The organism is bacterium, assembly GCA_016699045.1.
Lineage (GTDB): Bacteria > Babelota > Babeliae > Babelales > RVW-14 > AaIE-18.
Genome location: CP064957.1, coordinates 1408851 through 1428285, shown reverse-complemented (window position 1 = coordinate 1428285; position 19435 = coordinate 1408851). Strand labels below are relative to the sequence as shown.

The 19435-nt window shown below is 41.6% G+C and carries 27 protein-coding genes; all 27 read left to right on the top strand.

The window, feature by feature from the left end; translation table 11 throughout:
• The first annotated feature begins 13 nt into the window (after window positions 1–13).
• The 27 genes from IPF37_06665 to IPF37_06535 all read left to right on the top strand — a co-directional run bounded on the left by IPF37_06665 (window position 14) and on the right by IPF37_06535 (window position 19435).
• Window positions 14–784, top strand: coding sequence for an ankyrin repeat domain-containing protein (locus IPF37_06665; protein QQR49197.1), 771 nt, complete (start codon window positions 14–16; stop codon window positions 782–784).
• A 52-nt stretch (window positions 785–836) separates the two neighbouring features.
• Entirely contained in the window at window positions 837–1580 is a 744-nt protein-coding gene (locus tag IPF37_06660; GenBank protein ID QQR49196.1) for an ankyrin repeat domain-containing protein, read from the top strand.
• A 30-nt stretch (window positions 1581–1610) separates the two neighbouring features.
• Complete coding sequence (locus tag IPF37_06655; protein ID QQR49195.1) at window positions 1611–2582, top strand: ankyrin repeat domain-containing protein; 972 nt, start codon at window positions 1611–1613, stop codon at window positions 2580–2582.
• A 21-nt stretch (window positions 2583–2603) separates the two neighbouring features.
• On the top strand, window positions 2604–3515 hold the full coding sequence (locus IPF37_06650; GenBank protein QQR49194.1) for an ankyrin repeat domain-containing protein: 912 nt from the start codon (window positions 2604–2606) through the stop codon (window positions 3513–3515).
• A 33-nt stretch (window positions 3516–3548) separates the two neighbouring features.
• Window positions 3549–3818: a hypothetical protein gene (locus IPF37_06645; protein ID QQR49193.1), complete on the top strand. Its 270-nt coding sequence runs from the start codon at window positions 3549–3551 to the stop codon at window positions 3816–3818.
• Between the two features lie 63 nt (window positions 3819–3881).
• Window positions 3882–4631: an IS5 family transposase gene (locus IPF37_06640; GenBank protein ID QQR49192.1), complete on the top strand. Its 750-nt coding sequence runs from the start codon at window positions 3882–3884 to the stop codon at window positions 4629–4631.
• A gap of 103 nt (window positions 4632–4734) precedes the next feature.
• Window positions 4735–5220, top strand: coding sequence for an ankyrin repeat domain-containing protein (locus IPF37_06635; GenBank protein ID QQR49191.1), 486 nt, complete (start codon window positions 4735–4737; stop codon window positions 5218–5220).
• A 269-nt stretch (window positions 5221–5489) separates the two neighbouring features.
• Complete coding sequence (locus IPF37_06630; GenBank protein QQR49190.1) at window positions 5490–6254, top strand: ankyrin repeat domain-containing protein; 765 nt, start codon at window positions 5490–5492, stop codon at window positions 6252–6254.
• A 35-nt stretch (window positions 6255–6289) separates the two neighbouring features.
• Window positions 6290–6865 (top strand): ankyrin repeat domain-containing protein, encoded by a 576-nt coding sequence (locus IPF37_06625; GenBank protein QQR49189.1) that lies wholly within the window; start codon window positions 6290–6292, stop codon window positions 6863–6865.
• Window positions 6866–6896: 31 nt separating this feature from the next.
• Window positions 6897–7079 (top strand): ankyrin repeat domain-containing protein, encoded by a 183-nt coding sequence (locus tag IPF37_06620; protein QQR49188.1) that lies wholly within the window; start codon window positions 6897–6899, stop codon window positions 7077–7079.
• Window positions 7080–7218: 139 nt separating this feature from the next.
• Window positions 7219–7737 (top strand): ankyrin repeat domain-containing protein, encoded by a 519-nt coding sequence (locus tag IPF37_06615; protein QQR49187.1) that lies wholly within the window; start codon window positions 7219–7221, stop codon window positions 7735–7737.
• 38 nt (window positions 7738–7775) lie between these two features.
• Complete coding sequence (locus IPF37_06610; protein QQR49186.1) at window positions 7776–8357, top strand: ankyrin repeat domain-containing protein; 582 nt, start codon at window positions 7776–7778, stop codon at window positions 8355–8357.
• Window positions 8350–8958: an ankyrin repeat domain-containing protein gene (locus IPF37_06605; protein QQR49185.1), complete on the top strand. Its 609-nt coding sequence runs from the start codon at window positions 8350–8352 to the stop codon at window positions 8956–8958. The genes IPF37_06610 and IPF37_06605 overlap by 8 nt, the downstream gene beginning before the upstream one ends.
• 18 nt (window positions 8959–8976) lie before the next feature.
• Window positions 8977–9528, top strand: coding sequence for an ankyrin repeat domain-containing protein (locus tag IPF37_06600; protein QQR49184.1), 552 nt, complete (start codon window positions 8977–8979; stop codon window positions 9526–9528).
• A 40-nt stretch (window positions 9529–9568) separates the two neighbouring features.
• Window positions 9569–10243, top strand: a complete 675-nt coding sequence (locus IPF37_06595; GenBank protein QQR49183.1) for an ankyrin repeat domain-containing protein — start codon at window positions 9569–9571, stop codon at window positions 10241–10243.
• Between the two features lie 71 nt (window positions 10244–10314).
• Window positions 10315–10956, top strand: a complete 642-nt coding sequence (locus tag IPF37_06590; GenBank protein ID QQR49182.1) for an ankyrin repeat domain-containing protein — start codon at window positions 10315–10317, stop codon at window positions 10954–10956.
• Window positions 10957–11115: 159 nt separating this feature from the next.
• A complete protein-coding gene (locus IPF37_06585; GenBank protein ID QQR49181.1) occupies window positions 11116–12471 on the top strand; it encodes an ankyrin repeat domain-containing protein in 1356 nt (451 codons plus the stop codon).
• Window positions 12472–12482: 11 nt separating this feature from the next.
• Window positions 12483–13610 (top strand): ankyrin repeat domain-containing protein, encoded by a 1128-nt coding sequence (locus IPF37_06580; protein ID QQR49180.1) that lies wholly within the window; start codon window positions 12483–12485, stop codon window positions 13608–13610.
• 73 nt (window positions 13611–13683) lie between these two features.
• Window positions 13684–14169 (top strand): ankyrin repeat domain-containing protein, encoded by a 486-nt coding sequence (locus IPF37_06575; GenBank protein ID QQR49179.1) that lies wholly within the window; start codon window positions 13684–13686, stop codon window positions 14167–14169.
• A gap of 43 nt (window positions 14170–14212) precedes the next feature.
• Window positions 14213–14860: an ankyrin repeat domain-containing protein gene (locus tag IPF37_06570; GenBank protein ID QQR49178.1), complete on the top strand. Its 648-nt coding sequence runs from the start codon at window positions 14213–14215 to the stop codon at window positions 14858–14860.
• Between the two features lie 87 nt (window positions 14861–14947).
• A complete protein-coding gene (locus IPF37_06565) occupies window positions 14948–15514 on the top strand; it encodes an ankyrin repeat domain-containing protein (protein ID QQR49177.1) in 567 nt (188 codons plus the stop codon).
• Window positions 15511–16257 carry an ankyrin repeat domain-containing protein gene (locus IPF37_06560; GenBank protein ID QQR49176.1) on the top strand — a complete coding sequence of 249 codons (747 nt, stop codon included), beginning with the start codon at window positions 15511–15513 and terminating at the stop codon, window positions 16255–16257. The genes IPF37_06565 and IPF37_06560 overlap by 4 nt, the downstream gene beginning before the upstream one ends.
• Before the next feature lie 34 nt (window positions 16258–16291).
• The gene (locus IPF37_06555) at window positions 16292–16864 is read left to right on the top strand and encodes an ankyrin repeat domain-containing protein (protein ID QQR49175.1); all 573 of its coding nucleotides are present in this window, start codon (window positions 16292–16294) and stop codon (window positions 16862–16864) included.
• 19 nt (window positions 16865–16883) lie between these two features.
• Window positions 16884–17546, top strand: coding sequence for an ankyrin repeat domain-containing protein (locus IPF37_06550; GenBank protein QQR49174.1), 663 nt, complete (start codon window positions 16884–16886; stop codon window positions 17544–17546).
• An 86-nt stretch (window positions 17547–17632) separates the two neighbouring features.
• A complete protein-coding gene (locus IPF37_06545; protein ID QQR49173.1) occupies window positions 17633–18424 on the top strand; it encodes an ankyrin repeat domain-containing protein in 792 nt (263 codons plus the stop codon).
• On the top strand, window positions 18421–18804 hold the full coding sequence (locus IPF37_06540) for an ankyrin repeat domain-containing protein (GenBank protein QQR49172.1): 384 nt from the start codon (window positions 18421–18423) through the stop codon (window positions 18802–18804). The genes IPF37_06545 and IPF37_06540 overlap by 4 nt, the downstream gene beginning before the upstream one ends.
• Before the next feature lie 97 nt (window positions 18805–18901).
• Window positions 18902–19435 (top strand): ankyrin repeat domain-containing protein, encoded by a 534-nt coding sequence (locus IPF37_06535; GenBank protein QQR49171.1) that lies wholly within the window; start codon window positions 18902–18904, stop codon window positions 19433–19435.

Genomic DNA, 19435 nt, shown 5'->3' with positions numbered 1-19435 from the left:
ACGGAACATATTCATGAAGAAAAAGATTATCGGACTATTGTCGCTCGTTCTTGTTACTACCACAAACACCATGCACGCCACAGGCTTCACGCCACTGCACCAAGCGGTACACGATGGCGATATCAACAAAGTAAGAATTTTAATACAAGGTAATATTGATATTAACGCACAAACCAAAGACAACGAAACGCCACTTCATTTTGCTGCCAGACAGGGCAACAAAGACTGCGTTAAACTACTTTTACCACGTGGCGCCAACGTTGAAGCAAAAACAAACACTAGCAGAACGCCTCTTCATTATGCCGCTAGCAACGGCCACACCAACTACGTTAAATTATTTTTACAAAACGATGCCAACATTGAAGCAAAAGACAACCTCGGCTGGACACCTCTTCATTATGCTGCCAGCAACGGCCACACCAACTGCGTTGAATTACTTTTACAAAAAGGCGCCAACATTGAAGCAATAACAAACACCGACTTGACCCCACTTCATTATGCTACCTACTTAGGCCATACCAAATGTGCCCAAGAACTTGTAAAACAGAATGCTAATGTTAACGCCGTAACCAAATTCGGCAGAACGCCACTTCATTGGGCTAGTTTATGGAATCTTATCGAATGCGTTGAACTACTTTTACAAAATGGTGCCAACATTGAAGCAAAAGATAACAACAACAAAACAGCAAAAGACCTTGCAACCGAAAATAGCCACAAAGATATCGTCACATTAATAGAAAGTTACGAAGACATTCCAGAAATAAAAGAGCCTGAAGTCGATTAAAAGCAAAGCAAGCAGTAAACAAATTCCATACTATTTTTAAGAAAGGTCTTTAATGAACAAAAAATTTATACCTTTATTTTTAGTTGCCATCGCACTCACCGCACAAGCCCTGCCCGCAGCTTATACACCCGAACGACAGCTCGGCATGCTTCATGTCCTTGCAAAACTAGGACATACTCAAAGCCTCGAAAGATTCTTACCTCATTGTACCATTCACATTGATACCAAACAACATGGCTATACCGCCCTTCATTTTGCCGCTAGCAACGGGCATGTTGAATTTCTGCGCAAGCTTATAGCATATGGCGCTGATATTGAAGCAAAAAACGATCAATTCGGCACAACGCCATTGCTGTTGGCTGTTGCCTTAAATCAACCAGCATGTGTTCAAGAACTTTTAAAACTCGGCGCGAATGACGCTGCTATCGCTGAAGAGTTATGCCCATTACAGATGGCAATTCAAGCAGGAAATAGTGATTGCATGAAGATCCTGATTAACCATAATCCTGCAATCATACACAAAAAAGACAACCTCGGATTAACGCCTCTGCACTATGCTGCAACATCAGGAACGTTGGCATGCGTAGAAGTACTCATTGAACATGCAGCCGACGTACATGCTCGCACTAATAACGGCAAAACCGCCCTTGACCTTGTGCGCACAATAGGTTTAACAAAAATTATGATGGCACAACTCTCAGAAGAAGTAACACGAGATGACCTTATAGAAACAAACAACTGCCTTATGATATACGAATATTTAAAGAACAAAATGGCTGAACAATCACACGAATAATGTTTATAACATCACGCAGAAAGATTTATCATGAACAAGAAATTTTTAAGATTGTGGTTACTGGCGCTTGCGCTCACTTCCAACGCTATGCCCGCTACCAATATTTTTTTTATACCAGCCGAAAAGATAGAGACTCAGCACTCCCCATTATTTAAAGCAGCCTTGAACGGTGATGTTAACGAAGTAAGAACATGTATCAACCGAGGTGACAATATCGATCAGCCAGATATTTTTAACACAACGCCAATCCATGTCGCCATCGCACACAACCACTCTGACTGCGTCCTTGAACTTTTGTCGCACAATGCAGACATTACTATTCCAGACATCAAAGATGGTTGGACGCCGCTTCACACCGCCGTCAACGTAAACAACCTCGATATCGTACAGGCACTGCTTAACCACGGCGCTGATGTTAATGCAAAAATACTGGTAACAGAAGATTCTTGTAACAAAAAAATCAGTGGTAAAACACCGCTCCACGTCGCGGTCATGATCGGCAATGCGGAATGTGTAAAGATGCTTCTTGCTCATAACCCTAATATTTTTGCCCAAGATGATTATTCTCAAACAGTGCTCTATGTGGCAGTTAGGTATTTCCATGCTGACTGCCTTATGCTTTTACTAGAACACCTCACACAAAAAAAAGCATACCTCATTAATAATTATGGCCATGCAGGCAACAGAGAATTTATTGCTGAATTAATCGCAGCAGAAGCAAGTGTTGATCCCAAAGATAATAATGGCAACACACTGCTCCACTATGCTGCTTTTGAAGGATGCATAGAAGCGGCAGCCATACTCATAAAAAATGGCGCCAATCTTTTTGCCCGCAACAATAAAAGTCACACACCACTTGACGTAGCACTGTATGCCGGGCGAGAAATAGCCTCGATACTGCAAGCAAAAGAAAAGGTAACATCTGAAAATCTTACAGAAGTTGTTGAGCGACTTGCTATGGCTCAATATTTAGAACAACGAATGAAAACACTTATCTCGTAACTTTTTAAAAAAGAAAAAACTATGAACATAATTTTACGCTCATTTTTATACGCTACTCTTTTGTGCGCCACCAGCACCATGCAAGCAGCACCATCACCACTTCATTATGCAGCAGAAAACGGTTTGATTGATAATCTCAAAATGATGCTCTCGCTCAAGTGCTTTGATGTCAACGGAAAAAACAATAAAGATCTCACACCCATTCATCTCGCAACGCAACACAACCATGTCGATTGCGTACAAGAACTCATTACCCATGGCGCAAATGTTAATGCCATAGAAACGCAAGAAGGACTTACGCCGCTTCACACTGCAATCAGCATAAACAATCCAGAAATAGTACAAATACTCCTCAAACATGATGCTGATGTTAATACAACAATAATGCACACCACCACATCTCAGGAATGTAGCATCTGCGGCGCCACAGCACTCCATTTAGCTTTTCGATTAAATCACGTAGAATGCGCACGCGTTATTCTTGATCATAATCCCAATGTTTTTGCGATGGACTGTTTTTCTGAAACGCCGCTGCATGTCGCAGTTAGATATGGAAGCATTGATTGTATTAATCTTTTGATGGAGCATCTTGCACAAAAAAAAGCGTACATCATTAACGAATATGGATATGCAGACAATAAACAACTTATCGCCGAAGAAACCAATATCGATGTCACAAGCAGCACCGGCTGCACACCGCTGCATTATGCTGCTTTTAAAGGATGCATAGAAGCAGCAAAAATACTCATCAACCATGGTGCCAATGTGCACGCAAGAAATAAGAGAAACCACACACCTCGAGACGCGGCGCTGATAACTGGGCAAGAAATAGCCACAATACTTCAAGCAAAAGAAGAAGTAACACCCCAAAACCTTGCAGAAGCTGTCAGTCGCCTTGCCTTTGCCCAGTATTTCGAACGTTACCTATCATAGAAAAACACCCATAATTTTTATCACGAAAGATTCATGATGAAGAACAAATTTGTAAGTTTATTTTTAGTCGTTCTCTCGCTCACAACAACCGCCATGCCAAAAGCTCCCAATCTCTCACAAGACATAATTAATGCCGCAGCAACTGGCAACGTAGAACAATTGCAAAAAATCATCGCCATTGATAAAAAGTATACTAACACTCGAGCTCATCATAATTGGACCCCACTTCACTTGGCAGCTCACAAGGATTATGATGAAATTGTAGAAGAACTTCTAGGTTCTGTTGACTTTTCAAAAATGTGATTTGAGTGCATGATAACACCAACAAAAAAAACGAGTTTATTAAAAACTCAAAAAGGCGTTATCATGCAAAGAGAGTATATCACAAATGAAGCGTGGCGGAAAATATATCAGTTTCTTAAAAAAGAAAAAGGTATTTATGTTAGAAATGAAGGTCTTTGTAAGAGGTTCATAGTGGGTGTGTATTGGATTTTAAAAACAGGCGCTCAATGGCGAGAACTGCCTGACCGTTATGGCAACTGGAATAGCGTATTCAAGCGATTTGATGTGTGGAGTAAAAAGAAAATTTTTGAAAAATTGTTAACATTTTGTGCTGACGACCCCGACCTTGAATACGTCATGATTGATGCCACAATAGTAAGATCGCATCCTTGCGCAGCGGGTTATGGCAAACAAAGTGAAGAAGGCTTGGGAAGAAGTAAAGGTGGTTTTACTACAAAAATTCATGCGACAGTGGATGCCTTGGGCAACCCACTAAAAATTATAATAACTCCTGGTCAAAGAAATGACATAACGCAAGCTGAAACCCTGCTCAAAGCAACCCAAAATTCTTGTGTGATAGCCGACCGAGGTTATGATTCTGATGCATTACGAACTTTGTTAAATAATCAAAAATGTACGGTTGTTATTCCGCCTCGATCTAACAGAAAGATTCAGTATGAATATGATGAGCATCTTTACAAAGAAAGACATCTCGTTGAATGTTTTTTCTCTAAAATCAAACACTTCAGACATGTCTTTTCTCGCTTTGACAAAAAGGCCCAGAATTACTTATCGTTCGTTTCTTTTGTTGGAGCAATTTTATGGTTACGATGAAAAGTCAACAGAACCTAGAACATGGTGCTTAAATAAATGCATTGAATGGCTATATTGCAAAAAAACGAGTAATTTAAAAACTCATAACTCAAAAAGGTTCATCATGAACAAGAAAATTTTTGTATCATTATCAATTGTTCTGGCTCTCACCGCCAACGCTATGCCAATGGCAAAAGTAACACCACTGCATGAAGCAGCACAAGCTGGCGATTTTTCAAAAGTAAAAGTTTTACTCAACGAACCTGAGGCTGATGCCAATGTTCGAGACATCACTCAATCAACGCCCCTTCATTACGTTGTAGACGGCGACTGTTGTAAGAATAGCGACAGCGACCATGTTGAATGCATTAAACTACTTTTAGACAAAGGGGCTTACATTGATGCAAAAGACTGTCATGGATGGACACCATTGCATCATGCTAGCCTCAAAAGCAACATCCCTTGCATTAAAATTCTGTTAGCACGGGGTGCCAATGTACGTGCAATAGCAAAAAGCAACGGAAAAACAGCACAAAAAATTGCACGCGAAGCGGGCTATGGACAAACTGCAGATCTTTTAGATGCTGTCGAACAATTAACACAGGAATAAACATCTCGCTATACGAGTAATGGTGCAAAGCACCCTAATACTTTTTAAAATCATGTTAAAAAAGGCGTTTTCAAAAAAAGCGCCTTTTTTTATTATCTACACGCAGTCTTTTCTTGTAAGCAAGAGCAAATCGGTGTACATTTCTACCATCATCTTTTCATACAAAAAATAAATCATCTCACCATCTTCAACAACTTATTTAAAAGATCGTAAAAAAAGTACAAGCTCTCTAACAACTATCATCGCGATTCTCAGAACGAAATTAAATAATGAATAAAAAAATTATACGCTTATTTTTTCTACTCACCATCACTCTCACTACAAACACTTTGCTCGTGCCTACCGCACCAAAAATATCGTTACACCACCTTGCCATGAACGGCCATAGTGAATTGATGCCAGAAATTTTGCCTCACGATCTGTCTGTTGACAGCAAAGATGAGCTTGGATTCACCGCCCTCCACCTCGCTGCAGACTTTGGAACAACCGCATGTCTTATTAAGCTTCTTAATTACGGAGCTCATGTTAATTGTCGCGACAAAGATAACGCAACACCACTCCACTACGCAGCCAAAAATGGTCACATAGCTTGCCTTAAAATACTCATTCAGCATGGCGCTTCGCTTAACCCCACCATGTCAAATACGGGTTCAACACCACTACATATCGCTGCATGCTATGGACAAACAGCAAGTATCATTACACTTCTTCAATACGGCGCACCTATTGATTCTATGGACATTGATTTGGCAACACCACTGCATCAAGCCGCTGTACAGGGCAACTTGTCATGCCTGGAAATACTTATCCAAAATAACGCGTCTTTGGACGCTACCACGAAAAACAATTTGACGCCACTGCATGTCGCTACTCTCGGTGGGCACCTTGAATGCATAATGTTACTGATACAATCCGGCGCATCTCCGTTACTCTTAACTAAAAATGGCGAAACAGCCCTAGCCATAGCACAAAGAAAAGGTTTCAAAAAAATTGAACGTTTTTTATGCACGAAACACAAGTATAATTCTGTATAAAACACAACCCTTATTATTCGAGGAGATAGTTAACTATGAATAAAACATTAGGGTTATTTTTAAGTACACTCGCGCTTACCTCCAACACAAACTCACAACCACCAAAAAGTCTCCATCAAGCTGCTCGACAAGGCGACATAAGAACATTGATCATGCTACTCAAGACAAAAGCAAGAAACATTAATGGACGAATTAGAACAGGCGCTACACCACTTCATTATGCCGCCAAATACGGTCACTATACTTGCTTATCAGCTCTAGTGTTTTGTGGCGCTCATGTTAATGTCATCGACCATATCGGCTGGACACCGTTGCACTACGCTGCGGCGAATGGCAACCCCTCAAACGTTCGTATTTTATTAGGTTATGGCGCCAGAGTTAACACGCAAAATCACATCGGCCAAACACCGTTGCACCTGGCTCTACTCAACAACAATCATAAATGTGTACAAATGCTACTCAAAGCAAGCACTTCAACTTCGCCAGCCATTACCAATAACCAACTGTCTGAAAAAGAGTCAGAAAATCCTGCGCATCGTCGTATTTTAAAATTAATCGCCGATCTTTTAACCGAAGATTGCACAGAACCTCCACTTCAAACACAAAATTAGCTATCATGCCAATCGTTAAGAAAGTTTTATTATGAAAAAAAAATCTCTCGTATCATTTTTAATCGCGCTCGCTCTCGCAACCAACGCCATGTCGGCTGCTGAAACGCCACTGCACAAGGCGGCACGAGATGGCGATATCGCACAAGTAAGAATTTTGATAGAAAGCAAAGCCAACGTTGATGCACAAGACAACTACGGCTGGACCCCGCTTTAGATTGCTGCCTGGCGCGGCAATCTTGACTGCGTAAAATTTTAATAGAAGCTGGCGCGATATCTATAAACATACAAAAAACGGCGCCACCGCAGAAAAAATGGGTTACTAACACAGGCAAAAGAAAAGAAAGAAAAAAAAGATGCATAAAAAAATTAGAGTATTATTTTTAGTCTCACTCACATTTACCACCACTGCCGCACCAGCAGCGGTTCGATGGCACATGGCTACTTATGCTGGCAACACTCCTTTGCTTAGAGAATTAATCAAGACCGATAAAGCAGCCATTAATGCGCAAGATAAAGACGGCACAACTCCTCTTCATAAAGCTTCTTGGCAAATACAGAACAAACGTCTCGGTACAAACTATATCGGCGCCAATAATTATATCGAATGTATGATGCTTCTTTTGGATAATGGCGCCAACGTTAATGCTGCCGACAAAGCTGGCTGGACAGCGTTGCACTATGCAGCAAAATTTGGCCATCTTGACGGGATAGTAGTATTATTAAAATACCATGCAAACATTGATGCCAAAACCAACCAGCAAGAAACGCCTATTCTTCTTGCTATTACTCATGGCCATAAAGAATGCATTGAATTACTGCTAGAACGAGGCGCTAGAACTAGCGCAAGTACAATAATACCGCCCGCAGCGTAATGAAAAGAAACGATACACAACAAAACTAAAGAATTATCATGAACAACAAAGTTATTTTTATTTTCTTAATTACACTTTCATGCGCAACACAAGCAAGCCATGCAGCAAATATTTCTTGGCACGAAATAACAAAACATGGTGATTATCAATCTTTACAAACATTGATCAATAATGATCTTGAAAATATAAATACTCCGGATGAAGATGGTTTAACGCCACTTCATTATGCAGCTTATTTCAGCCATCTTGAATGCATAGATATTCTGTTGCAGCATGGCGCCAAAGTAAATGCATTGAACCGGTACGAATGCACACCGCTCCATCTTGCAGCTGGAAAAAAATCCATTGACTGTCTTAAATTGCTTGTAGAACATGGTGCCACGATCAACCACCAAGATATTGATCTCTGGACTCCGCTTCACAAAGCGGCTGTGTGGGGTCAGCTCGAGTGCGTACAATATCTTGTAGAAAAAGGTGCCAATATTTTTGCAACAACAAATACGGACCAAACGCCCAAAGAAATTGCAACAACAAAAGGACATCAAAACGTCGCAGACTATTTACAATTACGCGAAAATCTAACAGAAATCAATAATTACTGGAATGCAAACTATGAATAAAAAACTTATCGTTCTTTTTTTAGTTACACTTTCATGCGCAACACAAGCAACACTTGCGGCACTAGGTCATTTTTTGCACCTCGCAGCTTTTTATGGCAATGCTGAGTTATTGCAAACGTTGGTCAACAAACAAATATACAATATCGACGCACCGGATGAAAACGGCTTGACTCCGCTGCATTATGCTGCATTTAAGGGCTATACAAAATGCGTACAAATTCTTTTATCAAATAAAGCGTATGTTCATGCTTTAGGTCAATCCGAGAGCACACCGCTCCATTACGCCGCACACAATGGTCACATTGACTGTGTCAAAGCTCTTATACAATATGGCGTCGCCGTCGATCTTCAAGACGCTAAGCTCTGGACACCTCTTCATCATGCCGCTCATTGGGGCCACCTCGAATGCGTACAATACCTTGTGGAACATGGCAATGCTAACATTTATGCTAAAACCAAGAAAGGCAAAACACCCATAGATGTTGCAAGAGAAATATTTAAACCTACACGATTGGCAAAAATAAAAACTATACATTATTTGGAAACGATTGAACAAGTACGGCAACAGACGCAAGAACTGATGAATATCGATATCAATTAAAAATGAGAAGGCCCAATCATGAACAAAAAATTTATACCATTATTTTCAATTGTCTTCACTCTCACCACCAGCGCTATGCCACTTGAAGGTTGGACAGATCTTCATGAAGCAGCAAGACTTAATGATAGTCAAACGTTGCAAATCCTTATCACAAGCGGCGCTGATGTTAATGCAGCAGACTGCATGGGCGATACGCCTTTGCACCTGGCAGCCATGTGGGGCAATATTCAATGCGCTGAATTACTGTTAAAAAATGGTGCCAACGTGCACGCACGAAATCGAGATGGCATGACATCACTGCATTCAGCTGCCAGCAACAACCACCATCAATGCATGGCACTCTTGGTGCGCTACGGTGCCAACGTTGAAGCATTGGACAATCACGGTTGGACACCATTGCACTGCGCCACGTGCTGCGGATCGCCGAAATGCATCCGTGAGTTGCTCACTACCTGCAAAGCAGATATTTTCGCACGAACAAAAACTGGAAACAACATCGAATACATTGCGCGATATTACGGCCATGGTAAACTCGCTCGATGTTTGAGATTTGTAAAGCAATTCGAATAGTTTTTTTGAAGTCACCATTTAAACAAATTTCATAAAAAGATTGTGCCTGAACAAAAATTTTATATGCTTATTTTTAATTGTCCTCACGCTCTCGGCAAGACTTGAGTCGGCTGCACACAAGCGAGAAACAACCATTTTTCATAAAGCCGCAACATGGAACAACCATAAATCGTTATTGCAGCTTATGGTAACAAACAAGGATACCGCAGCACTCAACGCTCTTGATCATAAAGGCTGGACACCTCTGCATCACGCTGCTTTTAATGGCAATAGTGTTTATCTTGAGCTACTTCTTTCTTATGGCGCCAACGTCCATATACCAACCAATCCCGACTCAACGCTACGTGACGATGCAGCTGATTTCAAAGATCGGTCCACCACAGCGCTCCATCTGGCTGTTCGTGCTGGCAATCTTGGATGCGCCGTAATTTTAATCAATGCGGGCGCTAACGTGAACGCGCAAGACTGGAGCGGCGCAACACCTCTTCATGAGGCCGCCTATCATGGCCAACATACTTGCGTAGGCATGCTTTTAGAATACAATGCTGACGGTACCTTGTTAACAAAATGCAACAAAACTGCAGATCGAGTAGCCCTCGACCAAGGTTTCACTACTATAGCAACTCTCTTGTCCCGAGAACGTAAAAAAAATGAGACAAAGCAACAATCGCAAGAAAACAAGGAGTCAAGCTGGTGGTCATTTTTATGTCTTTAAATTGATCAAACAAATAACGTGAAAACACACGTTTTACAACATCATTAACAATTTTGCGAAAAAACAACACCATGAAAACAAACATCGTACGCTCACTTTTGGCTTTACTCATTACGACCTCATGTGCTATGCCAGCTGCTAAATCTGAACAAGCACTTGCTCAGATTTTAAAAAAATCGCAATCTTTACATCAAGTCGTACGCTGGAACAATGCTCCGAGCATCGTACTTCTCGTTATCAATGGCGCTGATATCAATGAAAGAAATAGTGCCGGCGAAACGCCTTTGCACGTGGCAGCAATGTTCGGGAATCTTCATTGCTTAGCAAGGATTTTAGACTTCAAAGCTGACATTAACGCACAAGACAACATCGGGAAAACCCCTCTCCACCATGCCGTAAGTTGGAAACACAAGGAGTGTATTTCAACACTCTTAGCTCGAGGAGCTTGTGTAAATATTCAAGATCGCCGAGGGTTTACACCGCTGCATTGCGCTGCCCAAGTCGGTGCGCTCGACATATTGGCGACATTGTTATCCATCGGCGCTGATCGCAACGCCCGCACGGCGAAGGACGAAACAATCAAAGACATTGCAAAAAAACATTACCAATATGAGATAGTCAATTATTTATTAATTAATGAACCTTTTTATAACCTTGTCGAGCAAAGATCTGTCTCGTTCGAAAAAAAAGATAAAAAAAGTAAACAAAAATAAAATAGAATCAATTGAACATCATCATGCTCACACCATAATTATAAGCAAAAATATTGCATAAGACTTTTAATTTGAGAGAAACTCATTACCATATTTTGTAATCAAGCTCGATAACGGTACTTCATGACATTACCACGTGGATAAAAAGGATGCTGTCTTATGCCCAATGCGTCAATCTTACTATACTTACTAACTCTCATACTAGTCTTCCCATTTACCGCCAGCCCAGCAGCACTATGCGAAGAACTTCAACATCACGACTTCCGCGACCCAACCATTGCCGAAAAACCGCTGGGAGCCGAAGCATATTACGGCCATCTTGCCTGCGTACGCAATTTGCTCAGAAATGAAATTAACCCAAATACGGGCAACAGCACAGGAGCAACTCCTCTCTTTTTAGCAAGTTGTTTTGGCCGCAGCGATTGCGTTAACGAACTTCTTAGAGCAGGCGCTCATGTTGACGCTGCCGACTATGGAGGACGAACCCCTTTGCATGCTGCTGCTTTTTATGGCCATGTTAAATGCTTACAACTGCTCATCTGCGCAGGAGCTGTTGTTAATCGTATTAATACCGAACAAGGAGGTCCAACCCCGCTTCATTATGCGGCTACCAATGGTCACCGTGCTTGCGTGCAAGAACTTTTAGCTGCTCATGCAGATCAACATATTCGTACCTTTTTTTGCCGCTATTATCTTGATCACAAAACAACCGCACGTCCCAACGAAACACCACGAGACGCGGCAAAGCGGCGCGAACATTATGATATTGTCAACATTTTAGACAAACATGAATTTGAGTATAAAGCCTATATTGACCATTTAATGAAGGAGGGAATTGTAAACGAAAGATCTCTTCTTGAAGAAGTTTATCGTGGCCACCATCTCTGCGTAGAAAAACTCTTAAAAAATGGTACTGACCCCAACCTGCACAACAGCAACAACGTAACGCCACTTTTATTGGCAAGTAGCCGTGGTCATACAAAATGCGTAGCAGAACTTCTCAAAGCAGGCGCTGATGTTGACATTAATCACAACGATGGACGCACACCTCTCCACGCAGCCGCTGTTAATGGCCATCTTGACTGCTTACACCTTTTAATTGATGCAGGCGCCAACATTAACACATCAAATATACAAGAAGGAGGCTTGACACCACTTCATTTGGCAGCCAGCAATGGCCATCTTGAATGTGTAGAAGAACTTGTAGCAACCGGAGCACATACAGAACAACGTATTATAACCGGACAATATAAAGGAAAAACACCAGCAGGAGCCGCAGAATTAAATGGCTATCAAAACATTTCGCGTTTCTTGCAAGAACAAAAAAAAACAAGCCTCGTAGATCACTGTCTTGCGCAACCAGAACAGAAACGAAAAGAAAAACACTCAAAAAAATACTTAGAGAAAAAAGAAGAATCAGGTGAAGAGAACAATGAGACGGCCTCTCATAATACAGACTTTTATGACAAAATGCTCAAGAGACTTGCTCTAATGAATCTGGACCCAAACCAATAGGGAGATGAATTATGATTAAAAAATTTATAGGATCATTATTAATCACCGGAACTTTTATCTCGTACGCACTACCAGCAGCAGAGTCAGACGTTAATATGGAAGAAATTATCGATGATAAAGATGATAAACACGAAGATGTTGATACTACAGCTTCATGGCGACGAGAAGATAAAAAGAAAAAAAATGAAGCCATCAGCAAAATCGAAAAACAAAAACCAGATAATACCTTCGAAGTCTTACTTGATTCAATAAACAGCAATCCTGAAGCGCTCAGAACAATCGTTCACAATGCCGGCTTTGAAGCTCCTCAAATTGCTTTAATTGCTGCCAATTTTCACGGGCTACATTTTGCTGCCGGTCAAGGCAACAACGGCCCATGTATCGACATGCTTCTTGCAAGCGGCGCTCTTATTAATGAAGAAGATGAAAACAGTTTAATGCCACTGCATCACGCAGCACGAGATGGCCATTTTGAAAACATTGCACGGCTCATCGCAGCTCATGCTGCTGTAAACGCGCTCACTCATGAAGATAAGACACCGCTTCATTTTGTCGCCATGGGCCATCATACTGCGTGCGTAGACATTTTCACCAAAAATGGTGCGAAGGTAAATGCTCGTGATAGCAATGGCGCAACGCCACTTTATTATGCTGCTTTGTGTGGTAGCGTTGGCACCGCAAACAAACTTATGATGGCAGGAGCTGATATTCAAATAACTACCATTGACGGTCATACACCTTTGCATGCGGCCGCTCTTGCTGGCCACGCACTATGCGCTAACTATTTGTTGAGACAGGGAGCGCTCATGAGCGCTCTAACAAACGAAGGCCTAACCCCACTTCATATCGCCGCTCAAGAAAACCGACGCAACGTCGTGGAGGTTCTTTTAGAACATGGCGCGGATCTTTTATTTCCTGTTCCCCCGCAATTCAATTTGTGCTATAAAACGGCGGAACAGATCGCACGAGACAATGGCCATCACCTTCTGGCAGACTATTTAAGAGAATTGCGTAGAGCAAGAAGAGCGCCTTCAGCATTGGACAATTTCAGTCAAAGGCTCAGAGATTCATTCTCAGAATTACCCGAATTACCTGCACCGCCCGCATCACCTACCTCGTCGTCTTTTTCTAATAATTAATTATTATCACAAGGTCAGCTGCTGATATACTGGCAGCTGATCGATTAATTTTTGATGTAATAAGAAAGTATGTATGACCCCAAAATGTATACCTCTTCTCTTCATCGCCCTTGCATGGACTGCGTCTGTAACAGCAGGAAAAAACAACTGGTTTGATCTTCACAATACGGCACGCATAGGAAATCTGACAAACATCGAATATCTTGCAACAATTAAAAGTTTTTGTGTCGATGCACGAGACCCTGATGACTGGACAGCACTGCATGTTGCCGCCTGGTACAATCAGGCAGACATCGTTGAACTTCTTCTTGAATATGACGCCAATGTTAACGCACGCACCAAATTAGACTGGACACCGCTGCATTGCGCTGTTTTAAGAAACTCTATTGACTGCGTCAGGATTCTTATAGCCAACGGCGCTGATGTATTAGCACGCACAAAAAGAGAAAATACTCCTTTATCACTCGCACTAGAAAAAGACTGTACGTCAATTATCGCGTATTTAAAACCTTTTGTGATATACAGTAACTTCAACCCAAAAAGCACAAACCAAAACTAACAACCGATTAATAAAGACTATTTGTTTTAGGAAAAAAATAATCATGAAAAAAAAATTAACCTTCATCTTTTTAGTTGCACTCACCGGCACAAGCAGCACTATGCAAGCCGGATTAAAATACAAAACACATCTCCATGCCACAGCAGCCCAGGGTCTTGCCCCCGCACTCACGCTATTTATCAAAACCAATCCTAATGATATCAATATAAAAGATTCAGATGGCTTCACGCCACTTCATTTTGCTGCCGCGCGGGGCCATCTCGCATGCGTTACCGTTCTTTTAAATGCTCATGCCAACGTTAATACTCAAAGCGATACGGGAGAAACGCCGCTCCATTTTGCCGCACGGTACAACCGTCTTGAATGCGTCACGTTACTTCTTTCACACTCAAATATCAATGAATTAGCGATAAACGAAAATGGTTTGACCCCGCTTCATCACGCTGCTGCACAAGGCCACATTAACTGCGTTAAAGCGCTGGTAGCAAAAAATATCGATACCATCAACGTCGGCGAGTGGACGCCACTTCATGCAGCGGTGCGGTATGGCCACGTTGCCTGCATAGAATTTTTGGTAGAAAACGGCGCCCTCATTGGAAACGCCGCTGATTTGGCAACAGAAAAAAAATTTCACGATATCGCACAGTATTTAAAAGAACAAGCACAACTTCGAGCTCAACGAGCACAATAAGCAAACTTGGTTGACTTTGCACGGTTATTTGAAGAAGCATAAAACAAAAAGTACTTCAAAAAACAAAAATCTAACGAAAGTTAAAACGTGAATAAGAAAAATATATCTTTATTTTTAGTCGCCCTTACTTTCATAACAAACACCATGCTACAGGCAATCCCACTTCTTCACGAAGCAGTAAATAGAGGAGACGCAATAGCTATTAGAAGACTTTTAGCAACGGAAACCGTGAATGTTAATGCTCTGTATCAAGGCTGGTCGGCGCTTTATTGTGCAGCCTTTAACGGCCACGTCGATTGCGTAAAAGAACTGATAGCCAACGGAGCCAATATTAACGATCAGAACAACTTTTTACACAGAACGCCACTTCATGCAGCCGCCGGAGAGGGGCATCTTGCATGCGTAAAAGAATTGGCACAAAAATGGACAATAGAAATTGATGCTCAAGACAGCAACGGGTGGACACCGTTGCATTGGGCTGCCTGGTTTGGCCACGTTGCCTGCATAGAATTTTTGGTAGACAATGGCGCTCTCATTGGAAACGCCGCTGATTTGGCAACAGAAAAAAAATTTCACGATATCGCAGACTATTTAAAAATACAGGAAAAAAAACGCCTTAAAAATCAACCTGAGTCTGAAGAAAAACCATCATGAACAAAAAAATTACCGCATTATTGTTAATTACTCTCGCACTCGCAACCAATGTCATACCAGCAGCTTTTACCCCACTCCATGAAGCAGTACAAAAGAACGATTTTCATCATTTACAAACCATTATCAACAACAGCGAAAATATTAATGCGCAAAACAGCAATGGACACACCGCTCTTCATTGCGCAGCCCAAGAAGGCCATGCCGAATGTATAGAAATACTGCTCCAAAACAATGCGCTTACCTCTATCAAAGATAGTTATGGTCACACACCACTTCATCTCGCAGTAAAGAACAATCACGCCAACTGCATTTTGATCTTTGTACGCTACAATGCTGATGTTAATGTGCGTAATAAAGACAACCAGACACCCTTGCATTATGCCGCTTCACATAACCATGTTGCATGCATTAACGCCCTCCTCTCCTCAAAAACTATTAATCGCGATGCACAAGACAACTATGGCTGGACGGCCTTGCACGAAGCTGTCGCCGAGGGAAATTTCGCCAGTGTCAGCGCATTGCTGCAAGGCGGACTAACCATTGACACTCAAAGCAAATTTCATTTTACGCCGCTGCATCTTGCTGCCTGGAATGGCCGCTTTGAATGCGTAAAAATATTAGTAGAAAGCAATGCAAATCTTTATGCCAGCGACAGTAATGGTAAAAAACCAATAGATCTTGCAACAAGTGGGGATCACTTAACAATTGTTAACTATTTACTACAAAAACAAATAACTTCGTGACATACTTAGCTCCAAAAAATATAGGGAGTAAAATTTGAACAAAAAAATATTTCTTTTATTGTTAGCTTTTCTTTCTTGTACTTCGCACGCAATACTAGCGACAACAACACCACTACACCTTGCTGCCCACCAAGGCCATGCGTCGCACATAGTAAAACTTTTAAGACATGGCGCCCTCATTAATGCACAAGATTATGCACAAAGAACACCGCTTCATGAAGCAGCTCGGCAAGGTCATATGCTTTGCGTAGAAAAACTTTTAGAAAACGGCGCAATGATTGATATTCAAGATATTGATGAACAAGCGCCACTTCATCTTGCCGCCATGCAAGGCCGTACGTCCATTGTCATAAAACTTCTAGAACATCAAGCCAATGTTGACGCATGTGGCACATATTTTGCGTGGACCGCTCTTCACCATGCCGCAAACAAAGGTCAGTATGAATGTGTTAAAGCCCTAGTCGAAAGAGGAGCCACCATCGATAGTAAAAATTCCTGTGGCGAAACTCCACACGATATTGCGGAAGAAAAAGGCTATCGGCTTATAACACAATATCTGCACAAACAAGCCCAACAGCGCCTTAACCACAACGCATCAACTAATTGACTAGGTAAGGAAAAGTCTTATGAACGTAAAATGTATCACGCTGTTACTTGCCTTTACGTTTACTTCGCACGCAAAACCGGCAGAAACGCCACTTCACGTTGCAGCAAAAACCAATCATCTTATAGCATTACAAACACATCTTAACAACGGCATTCCCGTTAACGCTATTGGACAATACGGAAAAACCGCACTCCATGATGCAGCACAAAAAGGACATCTAGGCCGTCTTGTAATATTGCTACGCAACGGAGCACTCGTCGATGCACGAGATAATGATAACAATACGCCACTGCATTATGCTGCTGACAAAGGGGGTATTGCTTGCATAAAAACGCTCATCAAAAAAGGCGCAGACATTAACGCCACCGACAATATACTCTGGACTCCTCTGCATTACGCGGTGTTACATGGCAATGCCGCAAGCGCACAATTGCTCATTCAAAAAGGCGCCCTTGTTGCCGCCAACGATAATCACGCCCGAACACCTCTGCACGTTGCAGCTGCAAATGGCCGTTTAGCATGCATACAATTACTTTTAAAAAACAAAGCTGACATTTTTGCTCAAACAACCAATGGCAATACCGCAACCAACCTTGCTACAGACGCGCAGAATGATGATATTGCTACCTATTTAAGTACCATAATGAGCGCCATGCAAAAAAATGCAGCAAATAAATTATAAACATGATATGATTGCCCCACCAAAAGTTTTCACTATTCGATTATTAACAAAATAAACACATCTCATCATAAGCAGGATAGTCGTCTATGAATAGAAAAATAGCCTTATCATTCTTATCAAGCACCTTCTTTGTTGCTGCCATAATAGCATCTCCTGAAGAATTCAATATAAATTCGCCAATCAATGAATGGGGCTGGACGCAACTTCACAAGCTCGTTCGAGAGGCAAACAATCACGATCATTTCAATACAATGGAAAAATTTATCATCGATAATGCCAACGTCAACGCACGCGATAACGAAGGTTTAACACCACTTCATCATGCTGCATTCATGGGTCATCCAGAAAGTATCAGCATTTTACTGCGCCATGGAGCCCACATCAACGATCAGGATAACGACGGTTGGACCCCACTTCACGTTGCCGCAGTAAGCGGTAATTTCGCGTGCCTTAGCTTTTTGATCAACAATGGCGCTAACGTCAGAGCAAAAGTTGGGGAAATTTTTGGAGAAATTGAAGGCTGCACACCCTTACACTGCGCTGCAACAAGCGGCTCACTTGCATGCCTTACTGAACTCCTCAACACAAGCGCCAATGCCGACAGAATAGCACGCGACGAAAAAGGCGAAACCCCACTTCATAAGGCTGCAAAAAATGGTTATTTAAACTGTGTAAAAAAACTTCTCAATTATGACGCATCGCTCATTTATAAAGCAACAATAAATTTTAGAAACTTTGACGATAAAACACCAGAAATTCTGGCAGAAGACAATGACTATAAAGACATCGCAGATTATTTAAAATTCCTAGCAACAAAACGTAATTCATCAATGGCAGGATTTACCCTGCCCACGAAAAAAAAGAAAAGAATATTATGAACACAAAATTTATATCGTTATTTTTATTCACGCTTGCTTGTGCAACCACTGCTGTATCAGCAGAATGGTCAGCCGTCTGGACCGCTCTTCATCAAGCAGCAAAACTAGGTAATACTGATACGGTACAAGAACTTCTAGAAAATAAAATATTTTCCGTTAATGCTCGAGGCTGGAATGACTGGACCCCGCTCCACGCAGCTGCCTATGCAGGTCATCTTGATTGCGTAGAAATACTGGTAAACCATGGCGCCAACATTCATGCTCAAGCTAAAGGCGGGGCCACACCAGCACTCTTTGCCCAAACTCACGGCCATCTCGACATCGTCAATTATTTACACAGCAAAGCCAAAGAACACTTTAATGCTGCTCCTGCAGCTTAAAAAAGGAGATCATCAGCAAATCATACATTATTTACACAAAAACAATCAGAATGTATTCGGATAACCGTCGTACAATTTAAAAAAATGAAAAAAGATCATGAACATAAAATTTGTATCGTTATTTTTAGCCACTCTTGCCATTGCAACCAACGCAGCGCCAATGGCAAACAGCGACTGGACACATTTTCATCACGTAACTTACTATGGCAATTACGAAAGTTTACAAACACTAGTCGCTACCGCTAAACAATTGAACTCAAAATTTAATATTAATCACCGATCCAAGAGCGGCCAAGGCAACACCCCCCTTCATCTCGCAGTTATGCAAGGCCACCTTCAATGCGTACAGTTCTTGTTAGACAACAAGGCCGATATTAATGCTCAAAATGACAACAACGATACGCCTCTTCATCTTGCAGTATATCGTGGACAACTCGCATGCGTACAAATATTGGTACAACATCAAGCCAGCCTTACAATCCGCAATAGTGAACACGAAACTCCCGCTATGCTTGCCGCAGAAAAAGGCCATAACGAAATCGTAAAGTTTTTCACAGAGCTTCAAGCCGAGCAGAAATATCAAGAAATTCTTACTGACTTCAAGAACTTGCCATTTGAAGAAACAGAATAA

Coding starts and splice junctions, on each gene's coding strand:
- IPF37_06665 (QQR49197.1), top strand. CDS start 14: ATGAAGAAAAAGATTATCGGACTATTGTCGCTCGTTCTTGTTACTACC.
- IPF37_06660 (QQR49196.1), top strand. CDS start 837: ATGAACAAAAAATTTATACCTTTATTTTTAGTTGCCATCGCACTCACC.
- IPF37_06655 (QQR49195.1), top strand. CDS start 1,611: ATGAACAAGAAATTTTTAAGATTGTGGTTACTGGCGCTTGCGCTCACT.
- IPF37_06650 (QQR49194.1), top strand. CDS start 2,604: ATGAACATAATTTTACGCTCATTTTTATACGCTACTCTTTTGTGCGCC.
- IPF37_06645 (QQR49193.1), top strand. CDS start 3,549: ATGATGAAGAACAAATTTGTAAGTTTATTTTTAGTCGTTCTCTCGCTC.
- IPF37_06640 (QQR49192.1), top strand. CDS start 3,882: ATGCAAAGAGAGTATATCACAAATGAAGCGTGGCGGAAAATATATCAG.
- IPF37_06635 (QQR49191.1), top strand. CDS start 4,735: ATGAACAAGAAAATTTTTGTATCATTATCAATTGTTCTGGCTCTCACC.
- IPF37_06630 (QQR49190.1), top strand. CDS start 5,490: ATGAATAAAAAAATTATACGCTTATTTTTTCTACTCACCATCACTCTC.
- IPF37_06625 (QQR49189.1), top strand. CDS start 6,290: ATGAATAAAACATTAGGGTTATTTTTAAGTACACTCGCGCTTACCTCC.
- IPF37_06620 (QQR49188.1), top strand. CDS start 6,897: ATGAAAAAAAAATCTCTCGTATCATTTTTAATCGCGCTCGCTCTCGCA.
- IPF37_06615 (QQR49187.1), top strand. CDS start 7,219: ATGCATAAAAAAATTAGAGTATTATTTTTAGTCTCACTCACATTTACC.
- IPF37_06610 (QQR49186.1), top strand. CDS start 7,776: ATGAACAACAAAGTTATTTTTATTTTCTTAATTACACTTTCATGCGCA.
- IPF37_06605 (QQR49185.1), top strand. CDS start 8,350: ATGAATAAAAAACTTATCGTTCTTTTTTTAGTTACACTTTCATGCGCA.
- IPF37_06600 (QQR49184.1), top strand. CDS start 8,977: ATGAACAAAAAATTTATACCATTATTTTCAATTGTCTTCACTCTCACC.
- IPF37_06590 (QQR49182.1), top strand. CDS start 10,315: ATGAAAACAAACATCGTACGCTCACTTTTGGCTTTACTCATTACGACC.
- IPF37_06585 (QQR49181.1), top strand. CDS start 11,116: ATGCCCAATGCGTCAATCTTACTATACTTACTAACTCTCATACTAGTC.
- IPF37_06580 (QQR49180.1), top strand. CDS start 12,483: ATGATTAAAAAATTTATAGGATCATTATTAATCACCGGAACTTTTATC.
- IPF37_06575 (QQR49179.1), top strand. CDS start 13,684: ATGACCCCAAAATGTATACCTCTTCTCTTCATCGCCCTTGCATGGACT.
- IPF37_06570 (QQR49178.1), top strand. CDS start 14,213: ATGAAAAAAAAATTAACCTTCATCTTTTTAGTTGCACTCACCGGCACA.
- IPF37_06560 (QQR49176.1), top strand. CDS start 15,511: ATGAACAAAAAAATTACCGCATTATTGTTAATTACTCTCGCACTCGCA.
- IPF37_06550 (QQR49174.1), top strand. CDS start 16,884: ATGAACGTAAAATGTATCACGCTGTTACTTGCCTTTACGTTTACTTCG.
- IPF37_06545 (QQR49173.1), top strand. CDS start 17,633: ATGAATAGAAAAATAGCCTTATCATTCTTATCAAGCACCTTCTTTGTT.
- IPF37_06540 (QQR49172.1), top strand. CDS start 18,421: ATGAACACAAAATTTATATCGTTATTTTTATTCACGCTTGCTTGTGCA.
- IPF37_06535 (QQR49171.1), top strand. CDS start 18,902: ATGAACATAAAATTTGTATCGTTATTTTTAGCCACTCTTGCCATTGCA.